The 14,255-nt window shown below is 67.9% G+C and carries 16 protein-coding genes; 1 reads left to right on the top strand and 15 read right to left on the bottom strand.

All coding sequences use genetic code 11. The features are described from left to right. Positions 1-75: 75 nt before the first annotated feature. Together AC3RCE_RS14670 and AC3RCE_RS14675 are read right to left on the bottom strand one after the other, a co-directional pair. A complete protein-coding gene (locus AC3RCE_RS14670) occupies positions 76-525 on the bottom strand; it encodes a type II 3-dehydroquinate dehydratase (protein ID WP_218381364.1) in 450 nt (149 codons plus the stop codon). 20 nt (positions 526-545) lie between these two features. Further along, a complete protein-coding gene (locus AC3RCE_RS14675; RefSeq protein WP_492253339.1) occupies positions 546-1,547 on the bottom strand; it encodes a TRAP transporter substrate-binding protein in 1,002 nt (333 codons plus the stop codon). Between the two features lie 200 nt (positions 1,548-1,747). Here AC3RCE_RS14675 and AC3RCE_RS14680 point away from each other — a divergent pair, with 200 nt between their 5' ends. Next, the gene (locus tag AC3RCE_RS14680) at positions 1,748-2,533 is read left to right on the top strand and encodes an IclR family transcriptional regulator (protein WP_218294780.1); all 786 of its coding nucleotides are present in this window, start codon (positions 1,748-1,750) and stop codon (positions 2,531-2,533) included. A 15-nt stretch (positions 2,534-2,548) separates the two neighbouring features. Here the strand turns inward: AC3RCE_RS14680 and AC3RCE_RS14685 are convergent, their stop codons facing one another. From AC3RCE_RS14685 to AC3RCE_RS14745, 13 genes are all read right to left on the bottom strand, one after another. After that, on the bottom strand, positions 2,549-3,127 hold the full coding sequence (locus tag AC3RCE_RS14685) for a methylated-DNA--[protein]-cysteine S-methyltransferase (protein WP_218294779.1): 579 nt from the start codon (positions 3,125-3,127) through the stop codon (positions 2,549-2,551). Continuing rightward, positions 3,117-4,022: an SDR family oxidoreductase gene (locus AC3RCE_RS14690; RefSeq protein WP_492253340.1), complete on the bottom strand. Its 906-nt coding sequence runs from the start codon at positions 4,020-4,022 to the stop codon at positions 3,117-3,119. Before AC3RCE_RS14690 ends, AC3RCE_RS14685 begins: the two co-directional genes overlap by 11 nt. Continuing rightward, positions 4,019-4,963 carry a glutathione S-transferase family protein gene (locus tag AC3RCE_RS14695; protein WP_492253341.1) on the bottom strand — a complete coding sequence of 315 codons (945 nt, stop codon included), beginning with the start codon at positions 4,961-4,963 and terminating at the stop codon, positions 4,019-4,021. Before AC3RCE_RS14695 ends, AC3RCE_RS14690 begins: the two co-directional genes overlap by 4 nt. A gap of 39 nt (positions 4,964-5,002) precedes the next feature. Next, positions 5,003-6,694, bottom strand: a complete 1,692-nt coding sequence (locus AC3RCE_RS14700; RefSeq protein WP_492253342.1) for an isovaleryl-CoA dehydrogenase — start codon at positions 6,692-6,694, stop codon at positions 5,003-5,005. Continuing rightward, the gene (locus tag AC3RCE_RS14705; protein WP_492253343.1) at positions 6,691-7,143 is read right to left on the bottom strand and encodes a GNAT family N-acetyltransferase; all 453 of its coding nucleotides are present in this window, start codon (positions 7,141-7,143) and stop codon (positions 6,691-6,693) included. Before AC3RCE_RS14705 ends, AC3RCE_RS14700 begins: the two co-directional genes overlap by 4 nt. After that, positions 7,143-8,159, bottom strand: a complete 1,017-nt coding sequence (locus AC3RCE_RS14710; RefSeq protein ID WP_369642633.1) for an NADP-dependent oxidoreductase — start codon at positions 8,157-8,159, stop codon at positions 7,143-7,145. The genes AC3RCE_RS14705 and AC3RCE_RS14710 overlap by 1 nt, the downstream gene beginning before the upstream one ends. Before the next feature lie 94 nt (positions 8,160-8,253). Continuing rightward, positions 8,254-8,685 carry a PaaI family thioesterase gene (locus AC3RCE_RS14715; RefSeq protein ID WP_218294773.1) on the bottom strand — a complete coding sequence of 144 codons (432 nt, stop codon included), beginning with the start codon at positions 8,683-8,685 and terminating at the stop codon, positions 8,254-8,256. 153 nt (positions 8,686-8,838) lie between these two features. Beyond that, complete coding sequence (locus AC3RCE_RS14720; protein ID WP_218294772.1) at positions 8,839-9,630, bottom strand: SDR family oxidoreductase; 792 nt, start codon at positions 9,628-9,630, stop codon at positions 8,839-8,841. A gap of 145 nt (positions 9,631-9,775) precedes the next feature. After that, positions 9,776-9,976, bottom strand: a complete 201-nt coding sequence (locus AC3RCE_RS14725; protein ID WP_218294771.1) for a hypothetical protein — start codon at positions 9,974-9,976, stop codon at positions 9,776-9,778. Further along, complete coding sequence (locus AC3RCE_RS14730) at positions 9,976-11,829, bottom strand: acyl-CoA dehydrogenase (protein ID WP_492253344.1); 1,854 nt, start codon at positions 11,827-11,829, stop codon at positions 9,976-9,978. Before AC3RCE_RS14730 ends, AC3RCE_RS14725 begins: the two co-directional genes overlap by 1 nt. A 54-nt stretch (positions 11,830-11,883) precedes the next feature. Next, on the bottom strand, positions 11,884-12,360 hold the full coding sequence (locus tag AC3RCE_RS14735) for a hypothetical protein (RefSeq protein WP_218341104.1): 477 nt from the start codon (positions 12,358-12,360) through the stop codon (positions 11,884-11,886). Between the two features lie 144 nt (positions 12,361-12,504). Beyond that, positions 12,505-13,008: a PaaI family thioesterase gene (locus AC3RCE_RS14740; RefSeq protein ID WP_492253345.1), complete on the bottom strand. Its 504-nt coding sequence runs from the start codon at positions 13,006-13,008 to the stop codon at positions 12,505-12,507. Positions 13,009-13,011: 3 nt separating this feature from the next. Continuing rightward, entirely contained in the window at positions 13,012-14,187 is a 1,176-nt protein-coding gene (locus AC3RCE_RS14745; RefSeq protein ID WP_492253346.1) for an acetyl-CoA C-acyltransferase, read from the bottom strand. Positions 14,188-14,255 lie beyond the last annotated feature (68 nt).

The raw sequence follows: 14,255 nt of genomic DNA on the forward strand, positions 1-14,255 counted from the left end.
GGCACTGGCTTGGGCTGAGTCAGTTTTGTACGTTGCGCGCGAGGCACAGCACAGTAAGTCCTGGCGGAACAGCGCTCAGGCGGGCTGCGCAGCCTCGCGCAGGCTCTCCACCAGCGAGCGCAGCGCCGCCAGGTACGAATGCGGACCGAAGCCCTGCACCGTGGCCTTCACGGCCGGCGAGATGATGGAGTGCGCGCGCCATGCCTCGCGGGCGGCGATGTTGGACATGTGCACTTCGATCACCGGGAACGGCATCGCTTTGATCGCGTCGTGCAGCGGCACGCCGTGTTGCGTGAGGCCCGCGGGGTTCACCAGCGCGCCCTGCGCGGCGTCGATGTGGTCGTGCAGGAAGTCGATGAGCGCGCCTTCGTGGTTGGACTGCACGATGGCGAGTTCGACCTGCAGTTCGGCCGCGAGCTTTTGCAGCCGCTCGTTGATCTGCGCCAGCGTGGTGGTGCCGTAGATGTGGGGTTCGCGGCGCCCGAACAGGTTGAGGTTGGGGCCGTGGAGGACGAGGATTTTCATGGGGTTTCGGGGCTGCTCGATTACTTGCGGATGCGGGCGAGTTCGCTGTTGTAGAGCTTGACGATGGCCGGGTCGTAGGTGGCGGCGAACTTCTCGATCACGGGCTTGGCGATCTGCTGCATGCGGGCCAGCTCGGCCGGCGCGATCTCGTTGTAGGCCATGCCCTTGGCCTGCAGGTCGCCCACCGACTTCTGGGCGGCGGCACGGCTTACCTGCCGCTGGTAGCCGCGCGCCTCGTTGGCGGCGTCGTGCATCATCTTTTGCTCGGCGGGGGAGAGCTGGTCCCAGAACTTCTTGCTCACCAGCACGATGTTGGCGGCGTACACGTGGTTGGTGGCGCTCACATACTTCTGCACCTCGAACATCTTGTTCGACAGGATCACCGCATAGGGGTTCTCCTGGCCGTCCACCGCCTTGGCCTCCAGTGCACCATACAACTCGGCAAACGGCATGGGCACCGGGTTGGCCTTGAAGGCCTTGAACGTGTCGAGGAACACCGGGTTGGGGATCACGCGCAGCTTCAGGCCGTCGAAGTCATCGGCCTTGGTGATGGGGCGCTTGCTGTTGGTCACGTTGCGAAAGCCCAGGTCCCAGTAGCCCAGGGCCACCAGGCCTTTTTCGGGCAGCTTGGCGATCAGCGTCTGGCCCAGCGGGCCGTCCAGCAGCGCATCGGCCTGGGCGAAGTTGGCCACCGCGAACGGAAAGTCCACCAGCCCGAATTCCTTGACGATGCCGGCCAGCGACGTGGTGGCCGGGGCCGACATCTGCTGCACGCCGCCCTGCAGGGCCGACTGCTGCTGCATCTCGTTGCCCAGCTGCGAGGCGGGGTACTCCTGCACCTTGAGCTTGCCGCCGCTCTTGGCCGCCAGCAGTTCGGCAAAGCGCTTGACGCCAAAGCTCACCGGATGGTCCGCATTGTTCAGATGGCCGAAGCGGATCACGCGCTCTTGCTGCGCAGCGGCAGGCAGGGCCAGCAACAGGGACAGGCCGGCGGTGGCCAGCAGGCAGGCAGTTTTCTTCACGGGGGATCTCCATCAAAAAAGGGACCAAGGCTTGCCAGGGCGCAACCGAAGTCGCCGCCGCAGCACTTGGGAGGCATCGTAGAAAAAAGTGGAAAGTGTTTCCATAGTAGAAACCCTTTAACAATTTTTGGTACATTGCAGCCGAACCGGTGCGGACGCTCCCAGCGTGCGTCCGCACAAATCTTCGAAAGCCATTGCCCATGAGCAGCATCCTCGAGCGCAGCTTCAAAGTCCTGGAACACCTCGCGCCCCACCCCGAAGGCAAGGCGCTGTCGAACCTCGCGTCCGAACTGGACATGCCGCTGAGCGCCACGCACCGGCTGCTGGCCGAGCTGGTCCGCTGCGGCTATGTGCGCCAGGAACACAACCAGGGCAACTACATGCTGACGATCAAGCTGGTGTCGCTGGGCCTCGGGTTCCTGAGCGCCAGCGGCATCGTGGACATTGCGCAGCCGCTGCTGGACCGGCTGGCCGCCGAATCGGGCGAGCTGGTGCGCCTCGCGGTGGTGGATGGCGACGAACTGACCTTCGTGGCCAAGGCGCAGGGGGCGATGCGCGGTCTGCGCTACGACCCGGACATGGGCCTGTCGGTGAACCTGTCATGCAGCTCGGCCGGCCACGCGTGGCTGTCCACGATGACCGACGAGGAAGCCCTGGCGCTGGTCGCCAGGCGTGGCTTTGGCAAGCCCGAGGACTACGGCCCCAATGCGCCCACCACCGTGAAGGCGCTGCTGGCCTACCTGCAGGCGGCGCGCGAGCGCGGCTTCAGCATGATCGTGGAAGTGTTCGCCCCCGCCATGACCGCCATGGCCGCGCCCGTCCGCAGCAGCCACAACGGCGCGGTGATCGGCGTGGTCACCATCGCGGGGCCTCTGGTGCGCCTGACCGAGGAGCGCATGCTGGCCCTGGGCCCCGCTCTGCTGGCTACCACGCAAGAACTCGCCATGGCCAGCAGCGGCTCGGCCCTGCTCAGAAAACGCGGGTAGGCCCTGAGGCCGGCATCAGTCCCGTGGCGCGAAGAGCGCCAGGGTCTCATGGGCGAACGCGCCCTCGATCTCCAGCATGCGCATCTTGGTGGCGGCCCCCCCTCCGGCCGAGAAGCCGCCGGTCTTGCCGCCCGCCGCGAGGATGCGGTGGCAGGGCACCACGGGCGCGAAGGGGTTGTGGCCCAGCGCCTGCCCCACGGCGCGCGCGGCGCCGGGCTCGCCCAGGGCGGCGGCCATTTCGCCATAGGTCATGGTCTTGCCAGGCGGTATGCGCCGGGCCAGCTCGTAGACACGGGCATTGAAGGGCGGCACGCCCTCGGTGGCCAAGGGCACGTCGAGCAGGTCGTCGTGCGCGCCCGCGAGCAAGGCCACCACGCGTGCCGCCCAGGCGGCCACTTCGGGTGGCATGGGCGATTCAGGCGCACCCGGAAAGCGCCGCTGCATGCGCGCACGCGTGTGCGCCTCGCCCTCGTCCTCGGGCAGCTGCACACCGACCAGCAAGGGGCCATTCCAGGCCAGGCCACAGTGCCCCACCGCCGTCGAAAACAGCGCGAAGCCCTGGGCTGCTGCAGGCCCGCGTTTTTCAGTCAGCACGCAGGGCGGCCTTGAGCTGGGCGCCGATCTCGGGCTTGCCCGCGAAGGGGTCGGTGGGGTTGCGGCCCTGCAGCACGTCCTCCATGCGCGTCTGCACGGAAGCCAGCGCCTTGGGGTGGCTGTAGATGTAGAACTGGCCCTGCGAGGCCGCGTCGAACACTTTCTGCGCCACCTCGGCCGCCGTCACCTTGCCGCTGCCCACGGCCTTGTCGCTCATGGCCTGGCCGATGAGCTGGCTGCGCGTGGGCTTGCCGGCCTGCAGCTCGCCTGGGCGGTTGCGGTGGCTCTGGGCGATGCCGGTGGGCACGAAGTACGGGCACAACACGCTGGCGCTGATCTGGTCGGTGACGAGGGCCAGGTCCTGGTACAGCGTTTCGGACAGGCTCACCACCGCGTGCTTGCTGACGTTGTAGATGCCCATGTTGGGGGCATCGACCAGGCCGGCCATGCTGGCCGTGTTGACGATGTGGCCGCGCCAGGCCGGGTCTTTCTTCGCGGCGGCGAGCATCATGGGGGTGAACAGGCGCACGCCGTGGATCACGCCCCAGAGGTTCACGCCCAGCACCCACTCCCAGTCCTTGGCGGTGTTTTCCCACACCAGGCCGCCCGCGCCCACGCCGGCGTTGTTGAACACCAGGTGCGGCGCGCCAAAGCGCTGCTCCACGTCCGCCGCCAGCTGCTCCATCTGCGTTGCGTCGGACACGTCCACCTTGCGCGCCAGCACCTGGACACCGGCGGCCTGCGCCTCGGCGGCGGCCGCGTCGAGCGCGTCCTGCTGCACATCCACCAGCACCAGGTTCATGTGGAGGCGCGCGCCGATGCGCGCGCATTCCAGGCCGAAGCCCGAACCCGCGCCGGTGAGAACGGCTGTCTTGCCTTTGAAATCGTCGATCATTTGGTGGCTTCGGCCTTTCGCAATGTGTAGCCAATCCGGGGGAAGTGCACATGCACCGTGCCCGCACGTGGGTCGGTACGGCGCAGGGTGTAGCGCGTGCGCGTGGCGGCGATCAGTTCGCCCTCCGTGGGTTCGGTGCCGAAGCTCTCGGCGGCAATCGTCACCGCGCTGCCGAGCGGGATGCCGTGCTCGTCCTGGAACACGTCGTCCGCCAGGGGCAGCGGGTCCAGCCCCGCCGCCACGGTGATGGCGTCCTCGGCGCTCAGCTTTTCCATGCGGCCATGGCCCAGGGCCGCCACGCGGTCCATCCATTCGAGCAACGCGGGCGTGGCGGCAAAGATGTCGGCCATCACCGGCACGCACTGGCGCGTGAACCACAGCGGATGGTAGGCGGCAAAGTCGGCCAGGCAGGGCTCGGCGCCGAACAGGAAGTCATGCTCCTCGGCCATGTGCGCGATGCGGCGCAGGTAGGAGCGGTAGGCTGCCGTGGCATCGGCCGGGCGCAGGCGCTGCATGCCGGCGCTCATCTCGCGGCGGTCTTCGCCAAAGGCCTGGGCCGCGGCCGGCGGCAGGTTGGCGAACATGGCCGATGCGCCCTTGGGCTGCAGGTTGTAGGCCATGGCGGCCCAGAACAGCGTGGTGTCGGCCCACTGGGCGAAGACCCGCGCCACGCCCTTGAGGTGTGGCGGGTAGAGCACGGGCTCGGGCTGCACGTGCTCGAGCACGTCGCAGACCAGGGCCGAGTCGCAGTAGATGTCGGCACCGATCTGCAGGAACGGCGTCTTGCGGTAGCCGCCCGTGAGCGCCACCACATCTGGCTTGGGCGCGATGCTGGGGATGATCACCGACTTCCAGGCCAGTTGCTTGTAGCCCAGCGCCAGCCGGATCTTTTCCGAGAAAGGGGACGAGGGGTAGTGGTGCAGGATCAGGGAGGTGGTCATCGGGGGCTCTCCGGCAAGGCTGTGGTGGTGGGGTGCCGCTCATGCAGGCAGCGCGCGGTCCAGCAGGGCGTCGAAATCCACGCCCGCGCCCAGCGTGCCGAAACTGTAGCCCCAGTCGCCGCCCAGGCGCGCATCGCAGAAGGCGCCGAACACGCTGGCCGGCGCGCTCCTGTACAGCAGCGCGGCCTGCACGGCCAGGGCCACGTCCTGCGCCAGGCGCCGGGCCTCGGCCTCGGTGGTCATCGCGTCCACGCGCAGCGGCAGCGCGCTGGCCATGCGGTCGAGTGCCGGGTGGGCGCCGCGCGCCGGGGCCAGCTCGTCCGCCAGGGCCGCCGCCGTGTCGGCGCGGCGCACGGCGCGCAGCAGATCGAGCGCCATGATGTTGCCCGCGCCTTCCCAGATGGAGTTGAGCGGCATCTCGCGGTAGATGCGGGCCATGGTGCCTTCGCCGCCCTCCTCCACATAGCCGTTGCCGCCCAGGCACTCCATGGCCTCCTGGGCGAACGCACTGCCGCGCTTGCACACCCAGAACTTGGCCACGGGCGTGAGTAGGCGGGCCATCACGGCCTCGTGCCCACTGCTGTCTTTTTGATCAAAAGCGCTGGAAAGCCTTATGGATAGTGCGGTAGCCGCTTCACTTTCAAGAGCAAGATCGGCCAGCACATTGCGCATGAGCGGCTGGTCGATGAGCTTCTTGCCAAAGGCCGAGCGCTGGCGCGTGTGGTGCAGCGCGATGCTCAGCGCCTGGCGCATGAGGCCGCTGGTGCCCAGGGCGCAGTCTAGGCGCGTCATGGTGCCCATCTCCAGGATCTGGGCCACGCCACGCCCCTCCTCGCCCACGCGCCAGGCCATCGCATCGATGAACTCGACCTCGGAACTCGCGTTGGCGTGGTTGCCCAGCTTGTCCTTCAGGCGCTGGATGCGGATGGTGTTGACGGACCCCTCCCCTTCACCGGGCAGCACGCGCGGCAGGAAGAAGCAGGTGAGCCCGCCGGGCGCCTGCGCCAGGATCAGGAAGGCATCACACATGGGCGCCGAGAAGAACCATTTGTGCCCGGTGATGCGGTAGCGCGGGCCCCAGGCGTCCTCGCCATCAGGCACCGCCTGCGTGGTGTTGGCGCGCACGTCCGAGCCGCCCTGCTTCTCGGTCATGCCCATGCCCATGGTGAGCGCGGTTTTTTGCGAGAACAGGGCCAGGCGCGGGTCGTACCGCGTGCTGGCCAGGCCCGCGCTCCAGTCGGCCCACACGGCGGGGTTGCCGCGCAGCGCGGGCGTGACGGCGTAGCTCATGGAGACGGGGCACAGCACCGAGGGCTCGGCCTCGGTGAACAGCATGAAGCCCGCCGCGCGCTCGATGTGGGCATGCGGCACCGGCGCGCCCGCGGCATCCTTGCGCGACCAGGGCGTGGCGTGCAGCCCGTGGCGCAGCGCCGCGCCGATGAGCGCGTGGTAGCTGGGGTGGAACTCCACCACATCGGTGCGGTGGCCGAAACGGTCGTGCGTGCGCAGCTGGGGCTGGCAGGTGTTGGCCAGGCGGGCATGGGCCTGCATCTCGGCGGAGCCCATCTCGGCGCCCAGCGCGGTCAGGCCTTCCAGCGGCAGCGCCGGGCTGTGCAGGCGCAGCGCATCCTGCAAGGGACGGTTGGTGGTGAACAGATTGACGTCGGCCCAGGGGGTGCTCTGGTTGAACACCTCATGGGTGCTGGCGGGGCGGGCAGCGGCAGTGGTCATGATGGGCTCCACAACATTTCGATATGGGGGATATCGTCTTCGAGGTATTCGTCCGACACGGCCGCGAAGCCCAGGCTGCCGTAAAAGCGCTGCAGGTGGGCCTGCGCACTGATGCGGATGGACTGGCCGGGCCACGCACCGCTGCAACGGGCGATGCCTTCCAGCATCAGCGCCCGGCCCGTGCCGTTGCCGCGCGCCTCCCGGGCCGTGACCACGCGGCCGATGGACGGCTCGGGGTAGTTCACGCCCGGGTCCACCACGCGCAGGCAGGCCTGCAGCGCACCCGCCTCGTCATAGCCCAGCAGGTGCCACGATTGCTTGTCCGCGCCGTCCGGGTCCTGGTACGGGCCCTGCTCCAGGATGAAGACCCTGCAGCGCAGGGCCAGGGCGTCATGCAGCGCGTGCACGCCCAGGTCATCGAAGCGGGCCCAGACCCAACGGAGCGTCATCAGATCAGCTTCACCAGTTGCTTGCCGAAGTTCTTGCCCTTGAGCAGGCCCAGGAAGGCCTCGGGCGCGGCGGCAATGCCCTGCGCCACCGTCTCGCGCGGGCGCAGCTTGCCGGTGCCCACCAGGGTGCCCAGTTCCTTGAGCGCCTCGGGCCACACTTCCATGTGTTCGCTCACGATGAAGCCCTCGATCTTCATGCGGTTGATCAGCATCAGCGCGGGGTTGGCCATGGGCAGGGGCTGGCCATCATAGCCGGCGATCATGCCGCACAGCGCCACGCGGCTGAAGGCGTTCATGCGCAGCATCACGGCGTCCATGATCCAGCCGCCCACGTTCTCGAAGTAGCCGTCGATGCCGTTCGGGCAGGCTTCCTTCAAGGCCTTGGACAGGGCCTTCACATCGCTGTGTTCCTTGTAGTCGATGCAGGCGTCGAAGCCCAGTTCCTCGACCGCATAGCGGCACTTGTCGGCACCGCCGGCAATGCCCACTGCGCGGCAGCCGCGCGCCTTGGCCAGCGCGGCGAAGGCGCTGCCCACGGCGCCGGTGGCGGCGCTCACCACCACGGTGTCGCCTTCCTTGGGGGCGATGATCTTCACCAGGCCGTACCACGCCGTCACGCCGGGCATGCCCACGGCGCCCAGGTAGTGCGACAGCGGCACATGGGTGGTGTCCACCTTGCGCAGCGCGCCCACGGCATTGCCGTCCACCACGCTGTACTCCTGCCAGCCGCCCATGCCCACCACCTTGTCGCCCACGGCGTACTTGGGGTGGTGGCTCTCGGCCACCTCGCCCACGGTGCCGCCGATCATGACCTCGCCCAGGCCCTGGGACGCCGCATAGCTCTTGCTCTCGTTCATGCGGCCGCGCATGTAGGGGTCCAGACTCAGGTAGTGGTGGCGCACCAGCACCTGGCCGTCCTGCAGCGCAGGCGTGTCCACCGCCACCAGCTTGAAGTTGCTGGCCACGGCCTCGCCCTGGGGGCGGTTGTCGAGAACGATCTGTTGGTTGCGTGGCATGGGAAGCTCCTTGAACATTTGCTACTATTTTGATAGCTTCTAGCGCTTATCCATCAAGCGCCAGTGGCCATTTTTACTCAAATTCCGAGCGGACTCAGTCGGTGGAAATCACCTTGAGGCCATTCGCGGTGCGGCTGTCCACCGGCAGGCGCTTCACGTACTTGAAGGTGCCGGTGGCGTGGCTGCACACCTTACCTTGCGCGTCGTACACCGTGCCTTCGGTGAACGCCATGGTGGCGGTGCGGTGGATGAGCCGCCCCTTGGCCACCAGCGGGCCGCGGGCGGGCTGCATGAAGCTGGTCTTCATCTCGATGGTGACCACGCCCATGTCGGGCGTCTCGCTGCGCGCGGCCGTGGCCATGGTCACGTCCAGCAGCGTCATCGACGCGCCGCCGTGGGTCACGTCGAAGGAGTTCAGGTGCTCGGGCCTGGCTTCGTAGCGCAGTTCGGATTCGCCCTTTTCCATGCGGTGCAGGGTGAAGCCAAGGTGGCTGACAAAGGGAATTTCGACACCAAAACTTTTCACGGCATTTCCTCAGTACACAAACTCAAAAACTGGCGCGGCCCCAGCCAGCGACCGCCGCGCAAGGGCCGCCCCGCCGCGCTGGCGGTGTTCCCCTTCCCGGCGAAGCCGAGAGAAGGGGGAAGGCGCGAAGCGCCTCGGGGGGTTGTACTCCAACTAGCCGCCCGTGACGATGCTCACGCCGCCATCGACCGCAAGCCACTGGCCCGTGATGTGCTTGCCGGCATCGGACGCATACAGCGCACACAGGCCCTTCAAATCCTCATCGTCGCCCAGGCGGCCCAGGGGAGCATGCGCCGCCAGTGCTTCCTCGCCCATGGCCTTCAGGGTACCCACCGTCATCTTGCTCGGGAAGAAGCCTGGGCAGATGGCATTGACGCGGATGTTGTAGGCGCCCCATTCTGCCGCCAGCGCACGGGTGAAGTTGATCACCGCGCCCTTGGAGGTGTTATAGGCAATGGTATTCATGCCCTTGGGGTTGCCGCCCAGGCCGGCGATGGATGCCACATTGATGATGCTGCCGCCGCGGCGGCCGATCATGCTGTGCTTGGCGATGTGCTGGGAGAGGATGAAATAGCCGCGCACGTTGAGGTTCATCACCTTGTCCCAGGCCTCCACGGGATGGTCCTCGGCCGGTGCGCCCCAGGCGGCGCCCGCGTTGTTCACGAGGATGTCCACGTGGCCCAAGCGCTCCAGCGTCTCGTCGGCCAGGCGGCGGATGTCGGCCTCGTTGGCGCAGTCGGCGGCGATCCAGCGGGCGTCGATGCCGGCGGCCTGCAGGTCGGCGGCGGCTTCTTCCAGGTCGGACGCCTTGCGCGAACTCAGCACGATCTTGGCGCCGGCCTCGCCCAGCGCGTGGGCCAGCTGCAGTCCCAGGCCGCGCGAGCCGCCGGTGACGAGCGCGGTCTTGCCAGTCAGGTCAAACAATTGTTGGATGGTGCGGGTCATGGGTTGTCTCCTTGGGTTGCTCTGGATGGGTCGTCTGCCCGGAACGGAGGCGCCACGCGCCGCGCTGTTCCGGCAGGGGAAATCAGTCAATGATTGTGCGGCGCAACGCGGGGCCATTGTGTCGCCCCCGCGTCGGCCGGCGGGGTCAGCCCGCCTTCAGGCGCGCGCGCACCGCGATCAGCGCCACGCCCACCACGGCCACCAGGGCGCCGCCCACCACCAGGCTCCAGCCCAGCGCACCATCGGTGCGCCCCGTGGCGATGCCCAGCACCAGCGTGAGCAGGCCGCCGTAGATGAGCGTCCAGATGAGCTTGTGCAGGCGTTGCAGCGTCCGGGGTGCCACCATCAGAACGCCTCTTCGGGAAAGGCGGCGCAGGTCGCATCGCGCGCGCTCACCACCTGCAGCCAGGCACCGATCTTGGGCAGCTCGTAGTGGAAGAAAAAGCGCATCGCGCCCATGCAGCCCACGCTGGCCGGCCGGGCCAGCTGTGCATCGGCGGCCAGCGTGACCAGCGCCACGTCCAGCCACACCCAGGCCAGCACCATGTGGCCAAAGGCCTGCATGTAGGGCACGGCATTGGCCAGCGCGTCGGCGGGCTGGCCCGTGGCCCATGCGGCCTTGGTGGCGGCGCCCACCTGCTGCAGCGCCGCGCCCAGCGCGTTGGCATGCGCGGCCAGCGCGGGCACCTGGATCGCGCGTTCGATGGTGGCATTGATGCGCCCGGCCAGCAGTTGCAGGCCACGTCCGCCCTCCATCAGCACCTTGCGGCCCAGCAGGTCCATGGCCTGGATGCCGTGCGTGCCCTCGTGGATCATGTTCAGGCGGTTGTCGCGCCAGTACTGCTCCACCGGGAAATCGCGCGTATAGCCGTAGCCGCCGTGGATCTGGATGGCCAGGCTGTTGGCCTCCAGGCACCACTCGCTGGGCCAGCTCTTGGCGATGGGAGTCAGCACCTCCAGCAGCAGGCGCGCCTCGTCGGCGGCGGCCGAATCGCCCGTGGCCTGCTCGTCCACCAGGCGCGCGCAGAACAGGTTGAGCGCCAGCGCGCCCTCGCCGTACGATTTTTGCGCCAGCAGCATGCGCTTGACGTCGGCGTGCTCGATGATGCGCACCTGCGGCTGGGCCACGTCCTTCACCACGGCAGCGGCGCCATCCTTGGGTCCCTGCACCGGACGGCCCTGGGGGCGGTTCTTCGCGTAGTCGAGGCTCGCGTAGTAGCCCGCCAGGCCCAGCATGGTCGCGGCCATGCCGATGCCGATGCGCGCCTCGTTCATCATGTGGAACATGCAGTGCAGGCCCTTGCCGGGCTGGCCTACCAGGTAGCCCACGGCGCCGGCCTCGCCATCGACCGGGTACTTGCCCTCGCCGAAGTTGAGCAGCGTGTTGGTCGTGCCGCGCCAGCCGAGTTTGTGGTTCAGGCCCGCCAGCGCCACGTCGTTGCGCACGCCGGTGAGCTTGCCCTCGGTGTCCACCAGTTTCTTGGGCACGATGAAGAGCGAAATGCCCTTGGTGCCGGGCACGAGCTTGCCGTCGGGCCCGGGGATCTTGGCCAGCACCAGATGGATGATGTTCTCGGTGAGCTCGTGCTCGCCGGCCGAGATCCACATCTTGTTGCCCTTCAAGCGGTAGCGCGGGCCCAGCGGGTCGCTCTCGAAGCCCTCGCCATCGGGCACGGCGCGCGTGGCCACGTCGCTGAGCGACGAACCCGCCTGCGGCTCCGACAGGCACATGGTGCCCGAGAAGCGGCCCGAGAATTCGTTGAGCGCGAACACGGTTTTCTGCGCCTCGGTGCCATGCACCATCAACAGGTTGGCATTGCCCACCGTGAGCAGGCCCGAGCCCATGCTGATCGACGCCACGGCGAAGAAGCTGTTGGCCGCGGCCTCCACCGTGTAGGGCAGCTGCATGCCGCCAATGTCGTAGTCCTGCGCGGCACTGAGCATGCCCGAGGCCGCGTAGGCCTTCTGCGCATCGTGCGTGCACTGGGGCAGCGTGACCTTCTCGCCGTCGAAATGAGGCTCCTCGATGTCCACCGTGCGGTTGAAGGGCGCGTACTTCTCGCGCGCGATGCGCTCGCAGGTGTCGAGCACCGCGTCGAAGGTGTCGCGCGAATGGTCGGAAAAACGCGTGCGGGCCGTCAGGGCCTTGGCATCAAGCCAGTCGTACAGCAGGAAGTCGAGGGTGGAACGCAGGGTCATAAGGTCTCCTTGTCACTGCGTGCAATGCCCGGTCCGGCCCCTGCGTTCAGGGGCTCAGCGTGCGGGCAGCACAATATTCTTGAAACACCAGTAGTCCATGTCCGAATCGGGCCTGGGCTGGCAACTGGCCTCGCCCAGCTGCAGGCGCGATGCACCCGCGGGGAGCGGCGGGAAGGTGATCTTGAGGATCTTGGTGCGGCCGGGCTTCACCACGTCCATCTTCACATTGCAGAACGTCAGGCCGCTGATCGCCTGCTGCTGCAGCACGGCGCCGCTGCCCAGGTCCTTGAGCGTGAACGCATCGGCCGAGCCGGTGGGCTGCGCGCAGGCCTCAAACGCCTCGTCGGTGGTGTTTTTCACCAGCAGCGTCACACGCGTCTGCCGCGCGTCGAGCACGATGTCCTGCAGCACCACGTCAGGATCGGACTCCAGCGGCAGCTGGAGCTTGAAGCTCTGGGCGTGGGCGCCACATGCCACGGCCAGGGCCGACAGGGCGACAAGAAGGGGGGCGGAAGGAAGCAGGCAACGCATGGAAGGTACCGGGTTGGGGTGGAGGACGGAGGCCAGGGCCACCAGCACACCGGTGGCCGCGGGGATTCTGCCCGTGCGGCCGGCACCGGACCTCCACGTCACGCCCCGACAAAGAAACAATTTGTAGTCCGCCCCTTCATCCCGTCAGTCTTCGCCCGCCGCGGCCCCTTCGCCCGGCACGCCCTGCCCCGCCGCAGCGGGCAATGCCGCAATCGTGCCCTGCGCCACGGCGCAGAGCTTTTCCTGCCCGCCTCGGACCGCAAATACCTCGCAGCGGCATACAGCCTGGCTCTTGCCATGGTGCACCGCCTCGGCACGGGCCAGCAGGCGTTCGCCCACCGCGGGCCGCAGGTAGTTGATCTTGAACTCGGACGTGACCACCGGCACCTGCATGGCCGTTCCGCCGGCATAGGTGAGCGCGTTGTCCGCGAGATAGCTCACCACCCCGCCGTGCGCAAAACCATGCTGCTGGAGCAGCTGCGGCGTGAGCGCCAGGGACAGCTCGCACCGGCCCGGCGCCAGCGCCGCCAGCTCCGCCCCCAGCAGCACGCTGAAGGGCTGGTTGGCCAGCACCTGCCGGCCCAGCGCCAGGAAGGCCTCGGGCGAGGCCATCCCGGACCGCATGTCGGTGGGGCGGTCCGAGGCCATGCCTCAGAACACCTCGAACACGCCTGCGGCACCCATGCCGCCGCCAATGCACATCGTCACGCACACGCGCTTGGCGGCGCGGCGCTTGCCTTCGATGAGCGCATGGCCCGTGAGGCGCTGGCCCGACACGCCGTAGGGATGGCCCACGGCAATGGCCCCCCCGTTCACGTTCAGGCGGTCCGCCGGAATGCCCAGCTTGTCGCGGCAATAGATCACCTGCACCGCGAAGGCTTCGTTGAGCTCCCACAGGTCGATGTCGTTGACCGTGAGACCCAGCTTCTTGAGCACCTTGGGCACGGCGAAGACCGGGCCGATGCCCATCTCGTCGGGTTCGCAGCCCGCCACCGCGAAGCCCAGGAAGCGGCCCAGGGGTTTCAGGCCCTTCTTGCTGGCGTACTCCTCGCTGGTCACCACGCAGGCGCCCGCGCCGTCGGAAAACTGGCTGGCATTGCCGGCCGAGATCAGGCCGCCGGGCAGCGCCGAGCGCAGGCCCTGGATCGCCTCGACCGTGGTGCCTTCACGCGTGCCTTCGTCCTTGCTCACCGTGACCTGCCTGGTGATCAGGCCCAGTGTCTTGTCAGCCACACCGGCCGTCACGGTGATGGGGGCGATTTCTGCATCGAACAAGCCGTTGGCCTGAGCGGCACAGGCCTTTTGCTGGCTGCCTGCACCGTACTCGTCCATGGCTTCGCGGCCGATGTTGTAGCGCTTGGCCACCTGCTCGGCGGTCTGCAGCATGCTCCAGTAAATCTCGGGCTTTTGCTTGGCCAGAGCCAGGTCCTGGATCATGTGCAGGTTCATCTCCTGCTGCACGCAGGAGATGCTCTCCACGCCGCCGGCCACGAACACATCGGCTTCACCAGCGATGATGCGCTGAGCTGCCATGGCAATGGTCTGCAGGCCCGAAGAGCAAAAGCGGTTGACCGTGACGCCGGAGGCGGTGATGGGCAGACCGGCCTTCAAGGCGATCTGGCGCGCGATGTTGCTGCCGGTGGCGCCTTCAGGCGTGGCGCAACCCATGATGACGTCATCGACATCGGCGCCGTCGATGCCGGCGCGCGCCACGGCGTGCTGCACGGCATGGCCGCCCAGCGTGGCGCCGTGGGTCATGTTGAAGGAACCCTTCCAGCTCTTGGCGAGCGGGGTGCGGGCGGTGGAAACAATCACTGCGGAGGTCATGGGGAAATCCTTTCAGGGGGTGGAACGCACCCGTGGCGGCCTGCGGCCTGCGCACGCGGTGCGGCTTC

The sequence above is a fragment of the Acidovorax sp. GW823-FHT05D11 genome, assembly GCF_058795695.1.